This window comes from Thioclava arctica (assembly GCF_040892615.1).
GTDB lineage: Bacteria > Pseudomonadota > Alphaproteobacteria > Rhodobacterales > Rhodobacteraceae > Thioclava > Thioclava arctica.
This window is the reverse complement of the sequence record NZ_JBFRYC010000003.1, coordinates 440,365-462,650: the sequence shown is the minus strand read 5'-3', so window position 1 is coordinate 462,650 and position 22,286 is coordinate 440,365. Positions and strand designations below refer to the sequence as shown.

Annotated in this window: 20 protein-coding genes; 18 read left to right on the top strand and 2 right to left on the bottom strand. The window is 61.4% G+C overall.

From position 1 onward, the window contains the following. Window positions 1–30 precede the first annotated feature (30 nt). The 10 genes from AB4874_RS07840 to AB4874_RS07795 all read left to right on the top strand — a co-directional run bounded on the left by AB4874_RS07840 (window position 31) and on the right by AB4874_RS07795 (window position 12,511). A complete protein-coding gene (locus AB4874_RS07840) occupies window positions 31–1,302 on the top strand; it encodes an RsmB/NOP family class I SAM-dependent RNA methyltransferase (RefSeq protein WP_368391566.1) in 1,272 nt (423 codons plus the stop codon). A gap of 84 nt (window positions 1,303–1,386) precedes the next feature. Further along, entirely contained in the window at window positions 1,387–3,108 is a 1,722-nt protein-coding gene (locus AB4874_RS07835) for a heparinase II/III family protein (protein WP_295532140.1), read from the top strand. A 67-nt stretch (window positions 3,109–3,175) separates the two neighbouring features. Next, window positions 3,176–4,762 (top strand): bifunctional phosphoribosylaminoimidazolecarboxamide formyltransferase/IMP cyclohydrolase, encoded by a 1,587-nt coding sequence (purH, locus tag AB4874_RS07830; protein ID WP_368391565.1) that lies wholly within the window; start codon window positions 3,176–3,178, stop codon window positions 4,760–4,762. 75 nt (window positions 4,763–4,837) lie between these two features. Next, complete coding sequence (lspA, locus tag AB4874_RS07825; protein ID WP_368391564.1) at window positions 4,838–5,317, top strand: signal peptidase II; 480 nt, start codon at window positions 4,838–4,840, stop codon at window positions 5,315–5,317. A 71-nt stretch (window positions 5,318–5,388) separates the two neighbouring features. Beyond that, window positions 5,389–5,940 (top strand): DUF3035 domain-containing protein, encoded by a 552-nt coding sequence (locus AB4874_RS07820; RefSeq protein ID WP_295532146.1) that lies wholly within the window; start codon window positions 5,389–5,391, stop codon window positions 5,938–5,940. A 102-nt stretch (window positions 5,941–6,042) separates the two neighbouring features. Then, window positions 6,043–7,422, top strand: a complete 1,380-nt coding sequence (locus tag AB4874_RS07815; RefSeq protein ID WP_438273452.1) for a M16 family metallopeptidase — start codon at window positions 6,043–6,045, stop codon at window positions 7,420–7,422. Then, window positions 7,419–8,744, top strand: a complete 1,326-nt coding sequence (locus tag AB4874_RS07810; protein WP_368391563.1) for a M16 family metallopeptidase — start codon at window positions 7,419–7,421, stop codon at window positions 8,742–8,744. Before AB4874_RS07815 ends, AB4874_RS07810 begins: the two co-directional genes overlap by 4 nt. A 65-nt stretch (window positions 8,745–8,809) precedes the next feature. Continuing rightward, the gene (gene mutL, locus AB4874_RS07805; protein WP_368391562.1) at window positions 8,810–10,663 is read left to right on the top strand and encodes a DNA mismatch repair endonuclease MutL; all 1,854 of its coding nucleotides are present in this window, start codon (window positions 8,810–8,812) and stop codon (window positions 10,661–10,663) included. Beyond that, window positions 10,660–12,108, top strand: coding sequence for a DNA recombination protein RmuC (locus tag AB4874_RS07800; RefSeq protein ID WP_368391561.1), 1,449 nt, complete (start codon window positions 10,660–10,662; stop codon window positions 12,106–12,108). The genes mutL and AB4874_RS07800 overlap by 4 nt, the downstream gene beginning before the upstream one ends. A 58-nt stretch (window positions 12,109–12,166) precedes the next feature. Beyond that, entirely contained in the window at window positions 12,167–12,511 is a 345-nt protein-coding gene (locus AB4874_RS07795; RefSeq protein WP_295532154.1) for a DUF3775 domain-containing protein, read from the top strand. A 102-nt stretch (window positions 12,512–12,613) separates the two neighbouring features. Here the strand turns inward: AB4874_RS07795 and AB4874_RS07790 are convergent, their stop codons facing one another. Continuing rightward, window positions 12,614–13,300, bottom strand: a complete 687-nt coding sequence (locus tag AB4874_RS07790; RefSeq protein WP_295532195.1) for a response regulator transcription factor — start codon at window positions 13,298–13,300, stop codon at window positions 12,614–12,616. 142 nt (window positions 13,301–13,442) lie between these two features. Between AB4874_RS07790 and ribA the strand changes: the two genes are divergently transcribed. From ribA to AB4874_RS07750, 8 genes are all read left to right on the top strand, one after another. Further along, the gene (gene ribA / locus AB4874_RS07785; protein WP_368391560.1) at window positions 13,443–14,522 is read left to right on the top strand and encodes a GTP cyclohydrolase II; all 1,080 of its coding nucleotides are present in this window, start codon (window positions 13,443–13,445) and stop codon (window positions 14,520–14,522) included. Then, window positions 14,522–15,037: a L,D-transpeptidase family protein gene (locus AB4874_RS07780; protein WP_368391559.1), complete on the top strand. Its 516-nt coding sequence runs from the start codon at window positions 14,522–14,524 to the stop codon at window positions 15,035–15,037. The genes ribA and AB4874_RS07780 overlap by 1 nt, the downstream gene beginning before the upstream one ends. A gap of 461 nt (window positions 15,038–15,498) precedes the next feature. After that, entirely contained in the window at window positions 15,499–16,149 is a 651-nt protein-coding gene (locus AB4874_RS07775; RefSeq protein ID WP_368391558.1) for an ABC transporter permease, read from the top strand. Between the two features lie 28 nt (window positions 16,150–16,177). Next, window positions 16,178–17,305: an ABC transporter ATP-binding protein gene (locus AB4874_RS07770; RefSeq protein WP_368391557.1), complete on the top strand. Its 1,128-nt coding sequence runs from the start codon at window positions 16,178–16,180 to the stop codon at window positions 17,303–17,305. Between the two features lie 10 nt (window positions 17,306–17,315). Further along, window positions 17,316–18,041, top strand: coding sequence for an ABC transporter permease (locus AB4874_RS07765; protein ID WP_295532162.1), 726 nt, complete (start codon window positions 17,316–17,318; stop codon window positions 18,039–18,041). Window positions 18,042–18,090: 49 nt separating this feature from the next. Continuing rightward, window positions 18,091–18,969 (top strand): glycine betaine ABC transporter substrate-binding protein, encoded by an 879-nt coding sequence (locus tag AB4874_RS07760; RefSeq protein WP_368391556.1) that lies wholly within the window; start codon window positions 18,091–18,093, stop codon window positions 18,967–18,969. 61 nt (window positions 18,970–19,030) lie between these two features. Further along, window positions 19,031–19,906 carry a nitrilase-related carbon-nitrogen hydrolase gene (locus AB4874_RS07755; protein ID WP_368391555.1) on the top strand — a complete coding sequence of 292 codons (876 nt, stop codon included), beginning with the start codon at window positions 19,031–19,033 and terminating at the stop codon, window positions 19,904–19,906. 31 nt (window positions 19,907–19,937) lie between these two features. Next, window positions 19,938–21,290 carry an MmgE/PrpD family protein gene (locus AB4874_RS07750; RefSeq protein WP_368391554.1) on the top strand — a complete coding sequence of 451 codons (1,353 nt, stop codon included), beginning with the start codon at window positions 19,938–19,940 and terminating at the stop codon, window positions 21,288–21,290. Here AB4874_RS07750 and AB4874_RS07745 read toward each other — a convergent pair. After that, the gene (locus AB4874_RS07745) at window positions 21,279–22,286 is read right to left on the bottom strand and encodes a GlxA family transcriptional regulator (RefSeq protein WP_368391553.1); all 1,008 of its coding nucleotides are present in this window, start codon (window positions 22,284–22,286) and stop codon (window positions 21,279–21,281) included. The genes AB4874_RS07750 and AB4874_RS07745 overlap by 12 nt on opposite strands.

Genomic DNA, 22,286 nt, shown 5'->3' with positions numbered 1-22,286 from the left:
CAATCGTAACAAGCTACAAGGCCGCATCCCATGGCACGTCCCGATCCAGCGCGTTTTGCGGCCCTCGGCCTGATCATCGGCGTGACCGAAGATCACGAGAGCCTCTCAGATCAAATTGGCCAAGACGCGCTGGATGGGCTCGAACCGGCCCAGCGCGCGCGCGCCCAACGATTGGCAACAACGACATTGCGCCACCTCGCGCGGGCCGATGGCGTGCTCAAACCGCATCTGCGGCGCAAGCCTTCGGCCGATATCATGGCGCTCCTGCGGCTGGCGACAGTCGAGTTGCTGCAAGAGGGTCAGGCCCCGCATGGCGTCGTGGATGCGGCTGTGACGCTGGCGAAATCGGCCGGACCCAAGACCAGCAGCTTTTCCGGGCTGGTCAATGCAGTGCTGCGCAAGGTCTCGGTCGAAACCGAGGCTTGGGCGAAACAACCTGCGCCGGAAATGCCCGGCTGGCTGCGGGGCCGCGTGATGGCCGCTTATGGCAAGCGCACGGCGCAGTTGATCGAAACCGCGCATTTGGCCGGTGCACCAACAGATCTCAGCGTGAAATCGGACTCGGCAAAATGGGCCGAAACGCTAGGCGCCGAACTGCTGCCCACCGGCTCTCTGCGCCTGCCCGCGCAAGGCAAGATCACCGATCTGCCGGGGTTCGAAAGCGGCGATTGGTGGGTGCAAGATGCCGCTGCGGCGCTGCCAGCGAAACTGCTGGCGCCAGCACCGGGGGCGCGCGTCCTTGATCTGTGCGCGGCACCGGGGGGCAAAACGCTGCAACTGGCCGCGATGGGCGCGCAGGTCACCGCACTGGATATTTCCGGCCCGCGCCTTGAGCGGTTGGTGGAAAACCTCGAACGTACCGGGCTGGCGGCAGAGATCGTAGCTGCGGATGCGCTGAATTGGCAGCCCGATGCGCCCTTCGATGCGATCTTGCTGGATGCGCCCTGTTCGGCCACCGGCACGATCCGCCGTCACCCCGATCTGCCCTTCGTCAAGAACAGCGCCACGATCAAACCGCTCTTTGCGCTGCAAGCCGACTTGCTCGATCGCGCGATTGGTTGGCTCAAACCGGGCGGCACTCTGGTCTATGCAACCTGCTCGCTGCTGCCTGAAGAAGGCGAGGCGCAAATCAAGGCCGCGCTGGAGCGCCACGCAGACCTATCCATTTCGCCGCCCGACCTCGCTGGGATTGATCCCGACTGGATCACACCCGAAGGCGGATTGCGTCTGCGACCCGATTTCTGGGCCGATCGCGGCGGCATGGACGGCTTTTACATGGCGCGACTGCAACGCTTGGCCTGATCTGCACGTCAGACCGGTGACAGCGGGCCGCCGCCCCGGTAACGTGACGCCTATCCCCGGCAGAAGGGCTTTAGAGCAGCAGGCATGAGCAAGGACAGCTCCCAATCATCGGCAAAACTCGCCACGGCGCTGAACCGGCTGGCGGCGGCGCGTGCAGGGCGATCACGCCCGGCGACCGGTTTTGTCAGCCAACCCGAACCGCGCACGATCGGCTCGTTTGCGCGTGGACGTCAACTTATTCAGGGGAATTTCCTGTTTTCCGGCTTCTTGGTTGAAGGACCGGGCGTCAATATCTGGGACCTGACAATGCCCGATCCAAGCTTTCAAGAGGCCTTGCACGGCTTCTCATGGCTTGATGATCTGGCCGCTGTGGGTGACCGCGAGGCCCGCATGCGGGCGCAGGATTGGGTCTTTGGCTGGATCACCCGATTTGGCACCGGCAAAGGGGCTGGCTGGACCCCGGATCTGACGGGCTGCCGCCTGATCCGCTGGATCAACCACGCAATCTTGATCTTGAACGGACGCTCCAGCACCGATTCCGATCATTTTTTTCGCGCGCTCGGCCAGCAAACGATCTTTCTGTCGAACCGCTGGAAATCCACCGCTCCCGGCCTGCCCCGTTTTGAGGCGCTGACCGGGCTGATCTATGCCGGACTGGCCCTGACCGGGATGGAGCATCACGCCGATCCCGCGATCAAGGCGCTGGCACGCGAATGCGGAAAGCGGATCAACCCCGAGGGCGCAATCGCCACGCGCAATCCGCAAGAGCTGCTGGAAGTGCTGACTCTGCTGAACTGGGCCTGCGAGGCGCTGGATGTCGCCGGACGCTCCCCTCCGGGTGAAGTGCTTGATGCGATTTCGCGAATCGCCCCGACCCTGCGCGCGTTGCGCCATTCCGATGGCGGCTTGGCGCGGTTTCATGGCGGCGGGCGCGGATTGGAGGGGCGGCTGGATGCGGCCCTGTCGGCAACGGGCATTCGCGGGCTGCGGCGCGAGCCGATGGCGATGGGATTTTCACGCATGCAAGGCGGGCGCAGCTCGCTGATCATCGACACTGCGCCGCCGCCGCAAGGGCTGGCCTCGGCCAATGGGCACGCCTCGACGCTGGCGTTCGAACTGACCTCCGGGCGCCGCCCGTTGATCGTCAATTGTGGCTCGGGGACGCATTTCGGGCGCGATTGGGCGCGCGCAGGTCGGGCCACGGCCAGCCATTCAACGCTATCGATCTACGGCTATTCCTCGTCTCGCCTTGGCCCCGAGCGGCTGTTTGGCCGCGCGCCGCGTGCCTTTCTGGACAAGGTGCCGCACAATGTCTGGGCGCGCGGCGATGATCGCTCGGATACTGGGATGCTGTTTGGCCATGACGGCTATGTCGAGACCCATGGCATGACCCATATCCGCGAGCTCGACCTCAGCGCGGATGGGCGCGAACTGATCGGCCATGACACGCTGGGGGCGATGACGCCCAATGATATCGCGCGGTTTGACCAGATTTTCGAACGCGAAGGCCTGCGCGGCATTCCCTTTGATATCCGTTTCCATCTGCACCCCGATTGCGATGCCACGCTGGATATGGGCGGGCATGCGGTTTCGGTGGCGCTGCGCTCGGGCGAAATTTGGGTATTTCGCCATGACGGGGTGGCGGAATTGACGCTGGAGCCCTCGGTCTATCTGGAACGTGGGCGCATTCGGCCCCGCCCGTCGCTGCAAATCGTGCTTTCTGCCCGAGTTCTGGACCGCGCATGTCAGATCGGCTGGACCTTTTCGCAAGCACGCGATAACCCGTCCGCGATCGACGCGCCCTGACCTTGGGGCAAATTCCAAGGCCGGCCTCGGGCGCTTTCCTGACCAACGCCATGCGAGGATGCTGCCCGTGACCCGCCCGATCCCTTTGACCCGTGCCCTGATTTCGGTTTCTGACAAGACCGGCCTGCTTGATTTCGCCAAAGCGCTTGCCGCGCGCGGCGTTGAATTGCTGTCCACTGGCGGCACCGCCAAGACCCTGCGCGAAGCGGGCCTGAGCGTGCGCGACGTGGCCGAGGTCACCGGCTTTCCCGAGATGATGGATGGCCGCGTGAAAACGCTGCATCCGGCGGTGCATGGCGGCTTGCTCGCGCTGCGCGATAATCAAGAACATCTCGCCGCGATGAAGGCGCATCAGATCGAGGCGATCGACCTGCTGGTGGTGAACCTTTACCCGTTCGAAGAAACCGTGGCCAAAGGGGGCGATTACGCCGAGTGCATCGAGAATATCGACATTGGCGGCCCCGCAATGATCCGCGCTGCGGCCAAGAACCACGCCTTTGTGACCACCGTGGTGGATGTTGACGATTACGCGGCAGTTCTGGCCGAGATGGACGAAAACGACGGCGCGATTGGCTATCCGTTCCGCCAAAAGCTGGCGCAAATCGCCTATGCCCGCACCGCTGCTTATGACGCTGCCGTTTCCACGTGGATGGCGGGCGCGATTGGCGAAGAGACCCCACGGCGGCGCGCCTTTGCCGGCACCTTGGCGCAGACCCTGCGCTACGGCGAGAACCCGCATCAATCGGCGGCATTTTATCTGGATGGCACCGATCGCCCCGGTGTGGCCACGGCCAAGCAATTGCAGGGCAAAGAGCTGTCCTACAACAATATCAACGATACTGACGCAGCCTTTGAGCTGGTCGCAGAGTTCGGCACCGACAAGCCCACTGTCGCGATCATCAAACACGCCAATCCTTGCGGGGTCGCCACCGGAGACACCGTGATCGAGGCCTACAAACGCGCATTTGACTGCGACCGCACCTCGGCCTTTGGCGGCATCATCGCGCTGAACAAGCCGCTTGATGCGGCCACCGCCGAAGAGATCACGAAAATTTTCTCGGAAGTCATCATCGCGCCTTCGGTCGAAGAAGCCGCGAAAGAGGTGATCGCCAAGAAGAAAAACGTGCGCCTGCTGGAAACCGGTGGCCTGCCCGACCCGATGGCGGCGATCACCACCTATCGCCAGGTCGCGGGCGGCTTCCTTGTGCAGGGCAAGGATAACGGCGCGATCACGCCGGACGACCTGAAAGTCGTGACCAAGCGTCAACCCACGCAAGCCGAACTCCAAGACCTGCTTTTCGCGTGGAAAGTCGCCAAACACGTCAAATCCAACGCGATCATCTATGTCAAAGACGGCGCAACGGTCGGCGTCGGCGCAGGCCAGATGAGCCGCGTTGACAGCACCCGAATCGCCGCGCGCAAAGCACAAGACATGATGGAAGCCTGCGGGATGGATCAGACGCCAACCAAGGGCTCGGTCGTCGCTTCGGATGCGTTCTTCCCCTTTGCGGACGGTCTGATCACCGCCGCCGAGGCCGGCGCCACCGCAATCATCCAACCGGGCGGCTCGATGCGCGACCAAGAGGTGATCGACGCGGCCAATGAACGCGGTCTCGCGATGGTCTTCACCGGAATGCGCCATTTCCGCCATTGAATTGTCGGGTTCTGCCCCTAGCTCAGCCATCGAGCGGGGCAGAGTCCCCGATACCAAGCGAAAGCAAAAATCCCGATGCAATTGGCAGGCAAAACCGCGGCGAGCGTGCTGGTCCTTGATCAGCTTTCGAAATTCATCGTGGTGCACCAGATGCAGCTGGATCGACACGGCGCGATTGACGTGTTGCCGCCTTGGCTCAATTTCCGCATGGCATGGAACCGGGGCGTAAATTTCGGGCTGTTTTCGGGCGAAGGCGATGTCAGCCGCTGGCTTTTGATCGCCTTGGCGTTGGCAATTTCGGGCTGGGTTTGGTTTTGGATCGCGCGCGAACCCCATTGCAAGCGTGTCCATATGGCCGCTGGCCTGCTTGTGGGCGGGGCGCTGGGCAACGTGGTGGACCGCATCGCTTACGGCGCGGTGGCCGACTTCATCAACATGTCGTTGCCCGGTTGGAACAATCCCTTTTCGTTCAACATTGCCGATGTCGCCATTTTCCTGGGCGCGCTGGGGCTGGTCCTCTTTACCGGCAAAGAGAAACATCCTGCGCAGGACTAGGCGTTTTTCGCAGGTGACGGCGCTGCAATGTTGCGCTAAGACGGGGACGCAAACGGCAACGGGAGTGGTTCATGCAGGTTCGATACGGCACGCTCGGCATCGCGATGGTAGCGGTCCTGACGCTTGCGGCCTGTGGTGGTGACCGCACGCCGACCCTGATGAATCTGCGCTCTTCGGGCCAGGGGCCGGATGAATTTGGCATTTTGCCGAGCAAACCGCTGCAAATGCCCGAAAACCTTGCCCAGCTTCCGCCCCCGACGCCGGGTGGCAAGAATCTGACGGACCCGACGCCCGAAGCAGATGCTGTCGCCGCCCTTGGTGGCAATCCGCGCAGGCTTGATATCACGGGCAAAGTGCCGGGGTCGGATCAGGCTTTGGTCTCGGCGGTCTCGCGCTATGGCGCGCAGGCTGGCATTCGTCAGACCCTCGCGGGCGAAGACCTTGCCTATCGCAAAAAGCGTGACGCGCGCCTACTAGAGCGGCTGTTCTCGGTTTCGACCTATTACAAGGCCTACAAGCCGATGGAATTGGATCAGACCGCAGAGCTAGAGCGTTGGCGCCGTGCCGGGGCACAAACCCCCGCAGCACCGCCCTCGGGCGCGGCACAGGAAAGCCACCAGTAAACCTGTGACATCCCTTCGGTAATCACGACAACGTCAGGCCCTTTCATCGGCGGGTGGGAATGCTTATCTTCGCGCCAACTGTATTTGGTAAGGAGTTGGGCATTGCGTGCTTTTCTGGTGGCCCTGCTGCTATTGTTGGGACTGAACCCGGCAATGGCCGGAGATGTCTCGACCTTTGAATTGCCCAACGGATTGAAGGCGGTTGTGATCGAAGATCACCGCGCCCCGGTCGTCGTGCATATGGTCTGGTACAAGGTTGGCTCAGCCGATGAGCAACGTGGCAAATCGGGCATCGCGCATTACCTCGAGCACCTTATGTTCAAGGGCACCGACACAATGGCGCCGGGTGAATTGTCAAAAACCGTGGCGGCCAATGGCGGCTCGGACAACGCCTTTACCAGCTATGATTACACCGCCTATTTCCAGCGGATCGCGGCGGATCGCCTGCCTTTGGTGATGAAAATGGAAGCCGATCGGATGCGCAATCTGCGGATCTCGCCCGATGACGCCAAAACCGAGTTGCAGGTGATTCTCGAAGAGCGCTCGCAGCGCACCGATTCCAACGCCAATGCGCTGTTTTCCGAACAGGAACGCGCCGCGCAATTCCTGAATTCGCCCTATGGCACCCCGGTGATCGGTTGGCGCAAAGAGATGGAAGGTCTGACGCGACAAAACGCGCTGGATTGGTATCACGAATTCTACGCCCCCAATAACGCGATCCTCGTGGTTGCGGGCGATGTGACCCCGGCCGAGGTAAAGACGCTGGCCGAGAAATATTACGGGCCGCTCAAACCAACTGAAGGCCTCAAACCACGCGCCCGCCCGCAAGAGCCGCCGCAACGCGCGGCGCGTCAGGTCACCTTCAAGGATGACCGGATCGCGCAACCCTATCTGATGCGCTCGTATCTGGCCCCCGAACGCAATCCCGGCGATCAGAAAACCGCCGCTGCGCTGACCGTTCTCTCCGAGATTTTGGGGGGCAATCAGGCGACCTCGGTTCTCGGGCGCAAGTTGATTTACGGCGATGGCACGGCGATCTACGCGTCAAGCTATTATGACGGAATGTCGATTGACCCCACGACTTTCAACATATCGGTCATGCCCGCCAAAGACGTCTCCCTGCCCGAGGCGGAAAAGGCGTTGGATGGTGCGCTGGCGCAATTCCTCAAGGACGGGATCGACCCCGATCAATTCGCCCGCATCAAAACTCAGGTGAAAGCCGCCGAGATTTACTCACGCGACAACACCCAAGGTCTGGCGCGCCGCTATGGCGAGGCGCTGGCCTCGGGCTTTAGCGTGCAAGACGTCGAAAATTGGCCCGATGTGCTGACCTCGGTCACCGAGGCCGATGTGATGGCCGCCGCCAAAGACCTGTTCCAGGCCCGCGAGTCGGTGACCGGCTATGCCGAACGCGCCACTGCGGCCCCGACCCCGGTCTCTGTGCCGATGGCTCCGCCCGCCACGCAGGAGGTCACGCAATGATTCGTGCCATTTTCACCCTACCCGCGCGGCTTGCGCTGGCGGGCCTGTTCGCCCTGATCCTCGCCCTGCCGGCGCGCGCGATTGAAATCCAGCAAGTCACCTCGCCCGGCGGAATCAAGGCGTGGCTGGTGGAGAATCACGACATTCCCTTCATCGCGCTGGATATCGCCTTCAAGGGCGGCGCGAGCCTTGATGCGCCCGACAAACGTGGCGCGATCAATTTGATGACCGCGACGCTTGAAGAGGGCGCGGGTCAAATGGACAGCCAGCAATTCGCCGAGGCGCAAGAGGCATTGGCGGCACAATTCGGCTTTGACGTGGGCGATGATTCACTCGAGGTTTCCGCCCAGATGCTCAGCGAAAACCGCGATAAATCCGTTAATTTGTTGCGTGCCGCGCTGATTACTCCGCGCTTTGAACAAACCGCGATTGACCGGGTGCGCGCGCAGGTGCTGTCGATCATTGCCTCTGACAAAACCGACCCAAACGCGATTGCCGCCAAGACAATGCGCAAACTTGCCTTTGGCGATCATCCCTATGGCACCTCGCTGAACGGCACGATCGATAGCGTCAAGGCGCTGACGCAAGAAGATATGTTTGATGCCAAGGCCCGCGTGATGAGCCGCGATCACATGGTGGTTTCGGTGGTGGGTGACATCACCCCGGCTGAACTGGGCCCGATGCTGGATCATCTGCTGGGCGATCTGCCCGCCAAAGGCGCGCCGATGCCCGCCGCGATCACGCCCAATCTGACCGGCGGCGTGACCACGGTCGATTTCGACAGTCCGCAATCAGTGGTGATGTTCGCCCAAAAGGGCATCGCGATGAGCGATCCTGATTTCTTCGCCGCCTATGTTCTCAACCAGATCCTCGGCGCGGGCGGGTTTTCCTCGCGACTGATGGATGAGGTGCGCGAAAAACGCGGGCTGACCTATGGCATTGCCTCCTATCTGGTGGACAAGGATCTGGCGAAGACTTGGCAGGGCAGCTTTGCCTCGGCCAATGAAAAGGTCGCGCAGGCGATCTCGGTCGTCAAAGAGCAATGGGCCAAGGCCGCGACCGGCGCTGTCACCGACAAGGAACTGCAAGACGCCAAGACCTATCTGACAGGCGCCTATCCGCTGCGCTTTGATGGCAATGGCACGATTGCGGGAATCATGACGGGGATGCAGCTCAACGGGATGCCGATCAGCTACATCACGACGCGCAATGATCAGGTGAACGCGGTGACCAAAGAAGACATCGCACGGGTGGCCAAACGCATCCTTGACCCGTCGGCGCTGCGCTTTGTCGTGGTCGGGCGTCCCAGCGGGCTGAACTGATTTCGCTGGGGATAGCTTGCGCGAATCTCTTGGGGTGACCCGCGCGCTGTGCTATCCCTAGTGGCATGAACCAGCACAACCGCAATATGGGTGCGAATGAGCGCCCCGTCATTCGTCAGCTTGACGATGCCGCCGCCAACCGCATCGCGGCGGGCGAAGTGGTCGAACGTCCCGCCAGCGCCGTCAAGGAACTGGTTGAAAATGCGCTGGATGCCGGGGCCTCGCGCATCGACGTCACCTATTGCGATGGCGGCAAGACGCTGATCCGCGTCAGCGATGATGGTTGCGGGATGACGGGCGATGATCTGCCGCTTGCGCTGTCGCGCCATGCGACGTCGAAAATCGACGGCTCGGATCTGCTCAATATCCACACCTTCGGTTTTCGCGGCGAGGCGCTGCCCTCGCTTGGCGCCGTTGGGCGTCTGACGATTACCTCGCGCGCGCAAGGCCATGACGCGGCGCAGATCACGGTGGCCGGGGGGGCGATGGGTCCGATCAAGCCCGCCGCGCTCAATCAGGGGACCGTGGTTGAGTTGCGCGATTTGTTCTACGCCACGCCCGCGCGTCTGAAATTCATGCGCACCGACCGCGCCGAAGCGCAGGCGATCGCGGATGCGATAAAACGCCTCGCGATGGCCGAGCCCTATGTCAGCTTCACGCTTACCGATAATTCCGGCGACAAATCGCGCGAAATTTTCCGCGTCGATGGCGAGCAGGGAGAGCTGTTCGACGCCCTCGCCGCGCGGCTGTCGCGGGTGATCGGGCGGGCGTTTTCCGACAATTCTGTGCGGATCGACGCCGAACGCGAAGGCGTGCGCCTGACCGGGTATGCTGCGCTGCCGACCTATTCGCGCGGCGCGGCGGTGGAACAGTTCCTGTTCGTCAATGGCCGCCCGGTACGTGACAAGCAACTGACCGGCGCCCTGCGCGCCGCCTATATGGATTTCCTCTCGCGCGAGCGTCATCCCGCGGCTTGCCTGTTCCTGACCTGTGATCCTGAGCGCGTCGATGTGAACGTGCACCCCGCCAAGGCCGAGGTGCGCTTTCGCGAGGCGGGTACGGTGCGCGGGCTGATCGTGACGGGACTGCGCCACGCGCTTGCGCAGGCAGGCCATCGCGCGTCCTCGACCGTGGCCGATGCGACCCTTGGTGCGATGCGCCCCGAGGCCCCCAGCGGTCAGCCGCCGCGCATCTACCAGATGGACCGCCCCAGCCTAGGCGCGACGCGCGCATCCTATGACTGGCAAGCCCCCGCCTTCGCCGAAAGCGCCCCGGTGTTCGACTATGCGCCCTCTGCACGTGCCGAGGCCCCCGCCCCACCCGAACCCGCGCTGACCGAGAAACCGCTGGGAGCCGCGCGCGCGCAGGTCCATGAGAATTACATCATCGCGCAAACCGAAAGCGGGATCGTGATCGTCGATCAGCACGCCGCCCATGAACGACTGGTCTATGAAAAGCTGAAACGCCAGATGGCCGAAAACGGCGTGCCCGCGCAGGCGCTGCTGATCCCCGACATCGTCGAACTCTCCGCAGGGGATTCCGCGCTATTGCTGGAACATGCCGAGGCGCTGAGCCAACTTGGTCTGGGCATCGAGCCCTTTGGCGGCGCGGCGATTGCAGTGCGCGAAACCCCCGCCGTTCTGGGCGAGATCAACGCCGAGGCGCTATTGCGCGATGTGCTCGACGAGCTGTCCGATCTGGGCGACACGCAGCTTGTGCAAGCCAAGATCGAAGCCGTGCTGTCGCGCATGGCCTGTCATGGCTCAATCCGCTCGGGTCGCCAGATGCGCGCCGATGAGATGAACGCGCTGCTGCGCCAGATGGAGGCCACGCCCCATTCCGGCCAGTGCAACCACGGTCGCCCCACCTATGTGGAACTGAAACTGAGTGATATTGAACGATTGTTTGGCCGCACATGATTCAGATCGGGGATATCACACTGGATCTGAACGATCCGCTGGTGCAGGGCCTGCTTGCGGCCTGTGTTCTGATGGTGGTCTTTGCGTGGCTCTGGCTGTCCGCGCGGCGCAATTTAACCGAGGCAAACGCCGATCTGGCACAGGCCGCGCCCTATCGCGAAGAGGCGCAAAACCTGCGTGAGGCACTGGCCGCTTCCGAAGCGGTGGCCGAACGGATGTCTGATCTTGAGGCCGAACTGATCGACACCCGCGCGCAGCTGAACGCCGAATACCGGGCGCGCATCGCTAAATCCGAAGCCTATGACAGTTTGCAACGCGAACATCAGGCGCGGCTGGATGAATTGCGCGGCATGAAGAAGGAAATCGAGGACCGATTTTCGACCGTCGCTTCGGGCGTGTTGCAGAAGAACTCTGAGACCTTCCTCAGCTTGGTCAGCGAGCGCTTCAAAGCGCATGAAAAGACCGCCCAAGATGAGCTGGACCGCCGCCGCGACGCCATCGAACATCTGGTCAAGCCGCTGAATTTGCGGCTCAACGAGTTCGGCGAGCAGATCCAATCGATCGAGAAAGCCCGCAACGAGGCCTATGGCGCGATCCATCAGCAGGTGCGCGCGCTGGCCGAAGGGCAATCCTCGCTGGGCCAAGAAACCCGCAAGCTGGTGCAGGCTTTGCGCGCGCCCAAAACGCGCGGACGCTGGGGTGAAATGCAATTGCGGCAGGTCTTTGAGATGGCGGGCATGACCGAGAATGTCGATTTCCACCTTGAACATCACATGGCCACCGACGAAGGCGCGCGCCGCCCCGATGCCATCGTGCATATCCCCGGCGGCAAAAGCATTGTGGTGGACGCGAAAACCCCGCTTGAAGCCTATCTCGACGCGCTTGAGGCCGCGACGCCCGAGCTACAAAACGCGGCCCTCGCACGCCACGCCCAGCAGGTGCGCCAGCATGTGAAAATGCTCGCCTCGAAGGCCTATCAACAGCAGATTCCCGAGACCCCGGATTTCGTGGTGATGTTCATCCCCGGCGAAACCTTTGTCGCCGCCGCTGCCGAGGCCGATCCGAGTCTGATCGAATATGCGTTCCAGAACAAGGTCTTGATCGCCAGCCCCACGACGCTGATGGCGCTGGTCAAGGCGATAGCCTATGGCTGGCAGCAAGAGAAAATGGCGAAGAACGCGGTCGAAGTGCAAAAGACCGCGCAAGATTTGTATGAACGGATCAAGACCTTTGGCGGCCATATCGACTCGGTGGGCAAGGCACTGACCCGGTCTGTCGAAAGCTACAACAAGGCGGTCGGCTCGCTGGAAAGCCGCGTGCTGCCCTCGGCGCGCAAATTCGAAGCGATGGGTGTGGTCGCTGATGAGGGCCAGCTTGAAACGCCCGCGCTGGTCGACAGCCAGCCCCGCACATTGTCCTCCCCCGCCTTCACACATGAAGACTAAGTTTTGCAGCTTGCGTTAAATCTGCGTCGGGGTGAAAATGGCTCAAATCGGAGGTACCATGCTTAGCATCAGCCCGGCAAAAATTGCGACTGTCATTCTGCGCGCACGCAAGTTCGATGCAGGCCTACCCGGATCGGGCCATGGCCGCGAGTTGCGAAGCTTTATCGCCACCATGAACGAAGACGAACAGGCATCGCTTACCGCAGTGATGTGGATCGGGCGCGAGACGTTCGACGCCTCTGAACTGGACGAGGCGATCGCAACGGCCAAGGCCGAGGCGACAGCGCCCACCGAAGATTACCTGATGGGAATTCCGATGCTGGCGGACTACCTTGAAGACGGTCTGAGCGCGCTGGGAGTCAGCCTGGAAGAGGCTGAGGAAGACATTTACCCCTCCGTCTGAGTGCTTTTTCGCTGTCTGATCGCCGCGCACCGCGAAAAAAAGCGGTCCCCGAAGGGACCGCTGAGGATACTTGTAACCTGAGAGTACTGACAGAAACCCCGTTTAGCCAACGAGCCGATAGCCGCCCGATTCCGTCACCAACAGGCGCGCATTCGAGGGGTCGGGCTCAATCTTCTGGCGCAGACGATAGATGTGGGTTTCCAGCGTGTGGGTCGTGACCCCGGCATTGTAACCCCAAACCTCGTGCAACAGCACATCGCGCGGCACAACACCGTCGGTGGCGCGATAGAGGAACTTGAGGATATTGGTCTCTTTCTCGGTCAGACGAACCTTCTTGTCGCGATCATCCACCAACATCTTCATCGCCGGTTTGAACGTATATGGGCCAAGCTGGAACACAGCGTCCTCTGACTGTTCATGCGTGCGCAGCTGGGCGCGCAAACGGGCCAAAAGCACCGGGAACTTGAACGGTTTGGTGATGTAATCATTGGCCCCCGAATCAAGGCCAAGGATCGTGTCGGAATCGGTGTCATGCCCGGTCAGCATGATGATCGGGCATTTCACCCCATGCTTGCGCAGCTTTTTGCACAGCTCTCGGCCATCGGTATCAGGCAATCCCACATCCAGCACGACCAGATCATAAAGTGCGGCTTTCGTCTTATCGACGGCATCGTGGCCATTCTCGGCCTCAAAGACTTCGAAATCATCGGTAGCGATCAATTGTTCAGCCAGCGCCTCACGCAGGTCGGTATCATCATCGACCAAAAGGATTTTCTTTAACGATGCCATCATATTTACCTCCGATTGCATTCTGAACATAGCTGTTGCCCCCTCACACCGATGGCAAGGGTGGTGAAACCTATCTCACGCGGTCGTGTCGATTTACGCTTGGTTATTTCAATTTGTTACAGGCGAGGCTATCTCAGAACGGATGAAACCAGAAACCACCCTTGGCCCAAGCCCGACCGAGCGACTCAATCGCGCCCGTGCAGATCTGCGCATGGGAGTGCCCGTTGTGGTGGCCGGTCACGGGCTTGCCGTGGCAATCGAGACCCTCAGCCCCGAACGACTAACCGCCTTGGGCGCAATCGGGGCGCTTACGCTGGTGCTGACAGCGCGACGCGCGCAAACGCTCAAGGCGCGGGTCTATGACGAGGATATCGCGCGCATTGCCGTTCCCAAGGATGCCGATTTGGGCTGGCTGCGCGCGCTTGCCGATCCGGCGGATGATTTGCGCGCGCCGATGAAAGGGCCGCTGCAATCGGTGCGCGGCGGTGACCCCGGTTTCGCGCGTGCTGCGATCCGGCTGACGAAATCGGCGCAACTTCTGCCCGCCGCGTTGATCGTCGCAGGTCCCGAATTCCTCCCCCAAGACCTGACCACGATCACCGTGCAGGACGCGCTGCAAGCCGCCGATATCCCGCAGGCCTTTGCCCCCGTGTCAGCCGCCCGCGTACCTCTGCGCGCCGCCGAAGCAGGCCGCTTGCATATTTTCCGCCCCGATGATGGCAGCGAAGAACACTACGCCATCGAGATCGGCCAGCCCGACCGTAGCAAGCCGGTGCTGGCGCGGCTCCATTCCGCCTGTTTCACCGGTGATGTGCTGGGCTCGCTGAAATGCGATTGCGGACCGCAACTGGACGCTGCGCTGTCCCGGATGGGGCATGAGGGCGCGGGCGTGCTGCTGTATCTCAACCAAGAGGGGCGCGGCATTGGGCTGGCCAACAAGATGCGCGCCTACAGCTTGCAGGATCAGGGCTTCGACACGGTCGAGGCCAATCATCGCCTTGGTTTTGAGGATGACGAACGCGATTTCCGCATCGGTGCGGCGCTGCTGAAAAAGCTTGGTTTTGGCGCGGTGCGACTGCTGACCAATAACCCCGCCAAGGTCGAGATGCTGCAAGCCAACGGCATTGACGTCACCGAGCGCGTGCCGCTCAAAGTCGGGATGAGCCGCCACAATGCGGGCTATCTCGCGACCAAGGCGGCGAAATCGGGTCACATCCTGTGATGCGGCTGACGCCTTCGGGCCTGCTGTTTCGCGGCCGCCGATTTCCCGTTCAGATTGGGCGCGGCGGGATCACCATGGACAAACACGAGGGCGACGGCGCAACCCCGGTCGGCAAGCTGCAGATCCTGCGCATGCTTTACCGCGCTGATCGCCTGCCCGCGCCGCAAGACTGGGCCGAGCCCATCGGGCCGCGCGATCTGTGGTGCGACGCGTCCGGGCACCCGGACTACAACCACGATGTGCGCGCGCCCTTCGCCGCCAGTCACGAGACCCTGCGCCGCGCTGATCCACTGTATGACATCGTGCTGGTCACCGACTGGAACTATCCGAATGCACGCCCCGGCAAAGGCTCTGCGATCTTCCTGCATCAACGTCGCCGCGCGGGTTATCCCACAGAGGGCTGCCTCGCCTTTCGCCGCGACCACCTGATCTGGATCGCGCAGCGAGTCACGCCCGGCGAAGCGCTCGACATCCCCATTCATCTAGCCAGAAATACTCCGAGGTCCGGGGCCTGACCCAGCCATCAATTGCACACCCCGGCGGATGTGAGCCCCCCTGGCTCACTACGGCGTGACGAAATCGGCCCGATACAGGCATTCAGCGCATTGGTCGCGTGCCCCGAAACCGGTCATTGGTGCTTAGCGCAGCGTTGTAACCAAGTCGACGACCGCTCTGCGAACCAAACGGTCTGAACTAGCGGAATGAACTGCCCCCACCAAACTGCAGCTATCATTGAGTCAGCCTGTTCTTCGGCTGAGCTATTAAGCGCCGAGAATGAACCGATCCAGCGATGAGCAGAGCAGGCGCGACAACTACATTCACATCTTCAAAATTAACGTAAAGCGGCTACAGATGGCGGATTATTGCTATTTAGTGGCGGAACCCTGTCAGCCCGCCTCTCATCGCCTGCACTATCGTCCCTCATAAGTTGAGCGTGTGTCGATCAGATGCGCGATCTGGCGGTTTCGGAGGACGCATGGACATCATCCAATTCATCGCTAACAACTGGAGCTCGATCCTCGGGATGGCGCTTCAGCATATCGCTATCGTCGGCACTGCGGTCGGACTCGCGATCTTCACCGGCGTGCCGCTCGGCATCGCGATTACTCAGAACCGACGTGCCGCCGATATTGTGCTCTATATCGCGTCGATCATCGTCACGATCCCCTCGATTGCGCTGTTCGGTCTGATGATCCCGATCCTGTCACATATCGGTCAAGGGATCGGCTGGCTGCCCGCAGTGATAGCGATTCTGCTCTATTCGCAGTTACCGATCGTGCGCAACACCTACACCGCCATCACCAATATCGACCCCGCCTTACGCGAGGCTGCGAAGGGGATGGGTATGACCGCCACACAACGTCTCTGGCAAGTCGAGATCCCGATTGCTGTGCCAGTGATCATGGCCGGGGTGCGCACGGCCGTGGTGATGAATATCGGGGTTGCCGCGATCGCCGCCTATATTGGCGCCGGCGGTCTGGGGGTGCTGATTTCGCGCGGGATTAGCCAAACCGATCCGCGTCAGCTCGTTACCGGGGCGCTCGCCGTTTCTCTTCTCGCGATCCTTGCCGATTGGGCGCTTTTGCAGCTTCAAAAACACCTCACGCCCCCCGGGCTCAAGCACTGATCCGCCCAAGCTTTGAAGGACTATAGACATGATCGAGCTCGAGAACCTGACCAAGACCTTCACCCTGTCGACGACGACGATCGTGGCCGCTGACAAAGTGAACATGACCGTGCCAAGCGGAGAAATCTGCGTCCTGCTTGGGCCTTCGGGCTGCGGCAAGACCACCGCGCTCAAGATGATCAACCGGCTCATCCCGCCGACCTCGGGGCGGATCCTGATCAATGGCGAGGATACCGCGCGGCTCAACGATATCGAGCTGCGCCGCCAGATCGGCTACGTAATTCAGCAGATCGGCCTGTTCCCGAACATGACGATCGAGGAAAATATCTGCGTCGTTCCGAAGATGCTCGGCTGGGATATCAAGCGTGCCCGGGCACGGGCCACCGAACTGATTGACCTTGTGGGGCTTGACCCGCGGCAATTCCTGCACCGCTATCCCAAGGAACTCTCGGGTGGCCAGCAGCAGCGCATCGGCGTGATCCGTGCGCTGGCGGCAGACCCGCCGGTGATGCTGATGGACGAGCCTTTCGGCGCGATTGACCCGATCAACCGCGAAATCATTCAGGACGAGTTCCTGAAGATGCAGTCAGAGCTGAAAAAGACGATCATGTTCGTCAGCCACGATATCGACGAGGCGGTGAAGATGGGCGACAAGGTCGCGATCTTCCGTGCGGGCAAGATCGAGCAATTCGACGCGCCCGACCATATCCTCGCCCATCCCGCCAACGCTTTCGTCGCCGATTTCGTCGGCGCCGACCGCACGCTCAAGCGGTTGCGGTTGGTCACCGCCGAAGAAGTCACCGATGCGCATTGCCCCGTCGTCTCGCGCCTCGCCTCTCCGCAGGAAGCCCGCAACGCAGCGCGCAACGGCACAGGCCGGATTGTGGTGTTGATCGACGCAGATCATCGCCCAGTGGGCTATGTCACGAACGAAGAGCTGGAAGGTGCGGACGGTTCGGTTGCCGATTTCGCCCATTCCTTGCCCGCGACCGTGCCAGTGCGCGCCGATCTGCGCGCCGTGGTCTCGGAGATGTTCGCCAATGACATAATGTGGCTGGCCTGCACTGACGATCAGGGCCGTTTCGCTGGGATCGTTACCCAACCCGCCGTCACGGCAGCGTTGGGCGAGACCTACAAGCGTTCCGAGAGGAACTGAGGACATGAGCATGGTGCGACAGGCAACGGGAATCGGCCGGAACGTGCAATTGCTCGTCATGTTCGGTCTGGGGATCTGGGTCTGCAATTCAGGGTTGCTTGGTCAGATCGGGGATAACTGGGACGATATCGTCTATCTCTCGAAACAGCATATGATATTGGTGACGGTCTCAGGCGGGGCGGCGATCCTTGTTGGCATTCCGGTCGGGATCTGGCTTTCGCGCCCGGCGATGGGACGCTACGCCGAAACGGTGATGCAGGTCTTCAATATCGGCGGCACGATCCCGACACTGGCGGTGATCGCCCTGTCGATGACGGTGCTCGGCATCGGTTTCGCGCCTGCCTTCTTCGGGCTGTTCGTGGCCTCGCTCCTGCCGATCGTGCGCAACACCTATACCGGCTTACTAGCCGTGCCGCAGCACCTGAAAGAGGCCGCAACCGGCATGGGTATGACACCGCGCCAGATTTTGTTCCAAGTAGAACTGCCCAACGCGCTTTACGTCATCTTTTCGGGCGTGCGCACTGCGCTTGCGATCAATGTCGGCACCGCGCCGTTGGCCTTTTTGATCGGCGGTGGGGGTCTGGGTGAGCTGATCTTCACCGGTATCGACTTGATGGATACTGGCATGCTGCTGGCAGGTGCGATCCCGACAGCTGCGCTTGCGGTGATGGTCGATTTCACAATGGGTCAAGCCCAGTTGCGGCTTGTCCCGAAAGGAGTGAACCCGCTGCGCTGAAGCGGCTGGCACAAGAAAAGCAAAACAAAGACAACATGGAGGAAACACGATGCTTCACATTCTCAAGGCGGCTTTACTAGGCGCCTCACTGTTCGGGTTAGCCGGTAGCGTCCAAGCCGAGGAAATCGCTGTTGGCGGCAAAAATTTCACCGAGCAGCAAATCCTTGCCTCGATCACCCAGCAATATCTGAGCGCCAAAGGCTACGACGTCACCGACCGATCCGGTATGGGCTCGGCTGTGGTGCGTCAGGCAATGGAGAACGGCCAGGTTGACATCTATTGGGAATATACCGGCACCTCGTTGATCACTTATAACAAGGTGACCGAGAAGCTGAACGCCCAAGACACCTATGACAAGGTCAAGGAATTGGATGCCAAGAAGGGCATCGTCTGGCTCATGCCGTCCAAGGCGAACAACACTTACGCGCTCGCAATGCGCGCCGACGAGGCGCAAAAGATGGGGATCGAGACGATCTCGGATCTGGCCATGAAGGAAATTGGTGGCGCGAAATTGACGCTCGCCTCGAACGCTGAATTCTACGCCCGTCCCGACGGCCTGAAGCCGCTCGAAAAGGATTACGGCTTCGATTTCGGCCGCGCCAATATCAAGCGGATGGATACAGGACTCGTCTACCAAGCGCTCAAGGACAGTCAGGTCGATGTCGGTGTCGTCTTTGCCACAGACGGCCGGATCCCGGCGTTCAATTTCGTCACGCTCAAGGATGACAAGGGATATTTCCCGTCCTACGCTCTGGCCCCGGTGATCCGCAAAGAGGTGCTCGACAAGCACCCCGAATTGGCCGATCTGATGGATGCCATCTCGGCGAAGCTGACTGACAAGGTGATGGCCGGCCTCACGCCAATGTGGATGTCGACAAGGTGTCGGTGGAAAATGTGGCGGCTGAGTTTCTCAAAGAAAACGGCCTGATCTGACGAACCTATCGGCGGGCTGCGCGATGGCCCGCCACTACCATTTAGGGAGCCGGGCTATGAGCGAGCACATATTGCGGGTCGGTGCCGCACAATTCGCCAGCGAAATCGGAGATGTCGATACGAATATGGATCGACATCTCGATTGGATCAGGCAGGGCCGCGAGGCGGGGCTTGAACTGCTGGTCATGCCCGAGCTGTCCCTGACCGGCCATTACGGGCCCGAACGGCTGCTCGACGTCGCGATGCGTCGCAACGATCCGCGCCTCAAGCGTCTTGCCGATGCGGCAGGCGACATGGCCGTCGTGTTGGGCTTCATCGAGGAAGGCGCCGCGGCACAATTCTACAACGCCTCGGCGCTGGTGCAGAACGGGAAAATGCGTCACCTGCATCGAAAGGTAAACCTGCCTACCTACGGCAAGCTCGAAGAGGGCAAATACTATGCCTCGGGCCGCTTCGTCGAAACCTACAATCTCGACGACGACTGGTGCGCGGGCCTTCTGATATGCGCCGATATCTGGAACCCGGCGCTGGCCCATCTGAGCTTCCTGCATGGTGCGACATTACTGATGTGCCCGGTCAGTTCCGGTGTCGAGGCCGTGGGCATCGACTTCGATAACCCCGCCGGCTGGGCGCTGACGATGCGCTTTTACTCAATGATGTATGGCGCGCCCTCGATCATGGTCAATCGGACCGGGATTGAGCGCGACCTGACCTTTTGGGGCGGCTCGCGCATCCTCGACCCGTTCGGGCGCGAGCTGGCCGTGGCGGGTAGCGAGGAAGAGCTCATCACCGCCGAGTTAGACTTCAACGAAGTGCGCCGCGCCCGCCACCTGCTTCCCACGGTGCGCGACAGTAATATCTCCCTTGTGTTGCGCGAGACGGACCGGCTCATCACGAAACTGGGCGTGCCGGACTTCGTGCGAGAAGACTGACTCTTTCATCTCCTGTTCCCGGGCACTGATCATGGCTCTACGCTTTTCCGATTTCGTCCACGACCTGCGTTGGCAGGATCTGCCCCCCGAGGTGCGAAACTTCGCGCGGCGCTGGCTTCTCGATCTGATCGGCGTCGCGGCCGGTGGGTCCGAGACCCAGCTTTCGCGGATCATCCGCGATCATGCGGCGCAACAATTCGGGGCCAGCACGTCTTCGGCGCGGATGCTCTTCGACGGGCGCGCCCTCAGCCCCGCGGGGGCCGCTCTGGCGGGCGGAATGACGATTGACGCGCTTGATGCGCATGACGGGCACAAGCTCACCAAGGGACATGTCGGCTGCGGCGTTCTGCCTGCATTGCTTGCACTGAGCGAAGCCGAAGGGCGCGACGAGGCCGAGGAGTTTCTGACCGCGCTCGTGATCGGCTACGAGATCGGCACGCGCGCTGGTATCGCGCTGCACGCCTCCGTGCCCGATTACCACACTTCGGGCGCATGGATTGCAGTGGCCGCAGCCGCACTGGGCGCCCGCACGCTGGAGCTGAGCACCGCACATACTCGCGAGGCGATCGGCATTGCCGAGTTCCACGGCCCGCGCAGCCAGATGATGCGCTGCATCGACCATCCGACGATGCTCAAAGACGGCTCGGGCTGGGGGGCGATGGCCGGGGTCTCTGCCGCCTATCTGGCGCGGGCTGGGTTCACCGGCGCCCCCGCCCTGACTGTCGAAGCCGAGGCGCAATCCGCGCTTTGGGGTGATCTGGGCTCGCACTGGCGGATTTTCGAGCAATATTTCAAGCATTTCCCTGTGTGCCGCTGGGCACAACCTTCGGTGCAGGCGGCGCTTGATCTCAAGGCCGCGCACGCGATCGCCCCAGATCAAATCGAGCGGATCGAGATCATCTCCTTCCACGAGGCCATCCGTCTTGCGGTGCGCCATCCGCGCAGCACCGAAGAGGCGCAATACTCCACCGCCTTCCCGGTTGCCGCAGCGTTGGCTCGCGACGGCCTCGGACCCGCCGAGGTCGCGCAGGACTCATTAAGCGACCCGCAAATCAACGCTCTCGCTGACCGGATCGACTTTGCGGAGTCGGATGCGTTCAACGCCGCCTTCCCGGCGCGCCGCCTGGCCGAGGTCACATTGGTGCTTCAGGACGGTCGCCGGCTGATGTCGGGACCAACCGAGGCGGGAGGCGACCCGGAAACACCGACACCTGACGCAAAGCTTCGCGAGAAATATCGCGCCTATGCCGGCCCGGTGCTTGGCAGCGCCCGCAGCCAAGCGATCGAGACGGCGGTCGACGGGCTCGGAATGGGCGGTGCGCTATCCACCCTGCTTGATCTTGTGCTCTCGCCGACCCGCGATCAGGGGTCGTCAGCCTCCTGACACCCGGCGGCGTTCCGTCCCCGGGGTGTGTCCGAAGGACCGGCGATAGACGCTGCCCAGATGTGAAGCCGAGACGAAACCGCAGCGCAATGCGATCGCAGCAATCGGTTCGGAGGTTTCCTTCAACAACCGCTGCGCCTCTTTCAGGCGTAGCCGGACATAGAACTGCTTAGGCGTCATTTGGAAATGCTTATGCCAGAGCCGCTCCATATGGCGTAGCGAGAGATTGCACTGATACGCGATATCGCTGATCTCGACCAACAACTCGAGATTCTGTTCCATCAACCTGATGGCTGCATTGATCCGTTCGTCGCGCACCCCGTAGCGCCATTTGGTCTCCATCCGCTGAAACTCCTGCGGACCACGTATCCGGCTGTGCAGGAATTGCTCGGCCACCTCGGCGGCTAATGTGCCGCTGATATCCGTCGCGATCTGTTCAAGCATCAGATCGATCGCAGCAATCCCGCCCGCGCAGGTCCAACGGTTACGATCGCGCACATAGATTTCGCGGCAGGTCTCGATTGTTGGAAACTCTTCAGAGAACTGGCCCAGCGATTCCCAGTGCAATGTGCAACGATAGCCGTCGAGAACCCCGGCCCGCGCCAGAACGAAAGAGCCATTGCTCAGCGCCCCGATCGGTTTGCCCGTGATCGCGAAACGCTGCAAAAAACGGGTCGCGGTCTTGTCGCAAATCTTCTCGATATCGAGACTGGCCACGACGAAAATTCGGTCAAGCTCAGGCGCAAAAGCCAGAGCCTCGGTTTCCAGCTTGAAACCATTGCTCGCACTTATGCCTCCGCCAGTGCTCGACAGAAGATGCAAATCGTAAAACTGTTGGTCTGCCAACCGATTAACCGCACGGAACGGCTCGATCGCCGAGGCACAGGCCATCATCGAAAAGCTCGGGAACAGCAAAATACCGATGCGCATCGGGCGATTACGGTCGCCGCCCGGTTCCGCTCCCCCCGCGTGTGTGTCTGTAAGCGCGTCGATCAT

What these genes read in the sequence shown, in the direction of transcription:
- AB4874_RS07835 (WP_295532140.1), top strand. Translation starts at nt 1,387, where the DNA reads ATGAGCAAGGACAGCTCCCAATCATCGGCAAAACTCGCCACGGCGCTG.
- ribA (WP_368391560.1), top strand. Translation starts at nt 13,443, where the DNA reads ATGAAACCAGAAACCACCCTTGGCCCAAGCCCGACCGAGCGACTCAAT.
- AB4874_RS07750 (WP_368391554.1), top strand. Translation starts at nt 19,938, where the DNA reads ATGGCTCTACGCTTTTCCGATTTCGTCCACGACCTGCGTTGGCAGGAT.
- AB4874_RS07745 (WP_368391553.1), bottom strand. Translation starts at nt 22,286, where the DNA reads ATGATCGACGCGCTTACAGACACACACGCGGGGGGAGCGGAACCGGGC.
- AB4874_RS07810 (WP_368391563.1), top strand. Translation starts at nt 7,419, where the DNA reads ATGATTCGTGCCATTTTCACCCTACCCGCGCGGCTTGCGCTGGCGGGC.
- AB4874_RS07760 (WP_368391556.1), top strand. Translation starts at nt 18,091, where the DNA reads ATGCTTCACATTCTCAAGGCGGCTTTACTAGGCGCCTCACTGTTCGGG.
- AB4874_RS07770 (WP_368391557.1), top strand. Translation starts at nt 16,178, where the DNA reads ATGATCGAGCTCGAGAACCTGACCAAGACCTTCACCCTGTCGACGACG.
- AB4874_RS07790 (WP_295532195.1), bottom strand. Translation starts at nt 13,300, where the DNA reads ATGGCATCGTTAAAGAAAATCCTTTTGGTCGATGATGATACCGACCTG.
- mutL (WP_368391562.1), top strand. Translation starts at nt 8,810, where the DNA reads ATGAACCAGCACAACCGCAATATGGGTGCGAATGAGCGCCCCGTCATT.
- AB4874_RS07795 (WP_295532154.1), top strand. Translation starts at nt 12,167, where the DNA reads ATGCTTAGCATCAGCCCGGCAAAAATTGCGACTGTCATTCTGCGCGCA.
- AB4874_RS07800 (WP_368391561.1), top strand. Translation starts at nt 10,660, where the DNA reads ATGATTCAGATCGGGGATATCACACTGGATCTGAACGATCCGCTGGTG.
- AB4874_RS07755 (WP_368391555.1), top strand. Translation starts at nt 19,031, where the DNA reads ATGAGCGAGCACATATTGCGGGTCGGTGCCGCACAATTCGCCAGCGAA.
- AB4874_RS07780 (WP_368391559.1), top strand. Translation starts at nt 14,522, where the DNA reads ATGCGGCTGACGCCTTCGGGCCTGCTGTTTCGCGGCCGCCGATTTCCC.
- AB4874_RS07775 (WP_368391558.1), top strand. Translation starts at nt 15,499, where the DNA reads ATGGACATCATCCAATTCATCGCTAACAACTGGAGCTCGATCCTCGGG.
- AB4874_RS07765 (WP_295532162.1), top strand. Translation starts at nt 17,316, where the DNA reads ATGGTGCGACAGGCAACGGGAATCGGCCGGAACGTGCAATTGCTCGTC.
- lspA (WP_368391564.1), top strand. Translation starts at nt 4,838, where the DNA reads ATGCAATTGGCAGGCAAAACCGCGGCGAGCGTGCTGGTCCTTGATCAG.
- AB4874_RS07820 (WP_295532146.1), top strand. Translation starts at nt 5,389, where the DNA reads ATGCAGGTTCGATACGGCACGCTCGGCATCGCGATGGTAGCGGTCCTG.
- AB4874_RS07840 (WP_368391566.1), top strand. Translation starts at nt 31, where the DNA reads ATGGCACGTCCCGATCCAGCGCGTTTTGCGGCCCTCGGCCTGATCATC.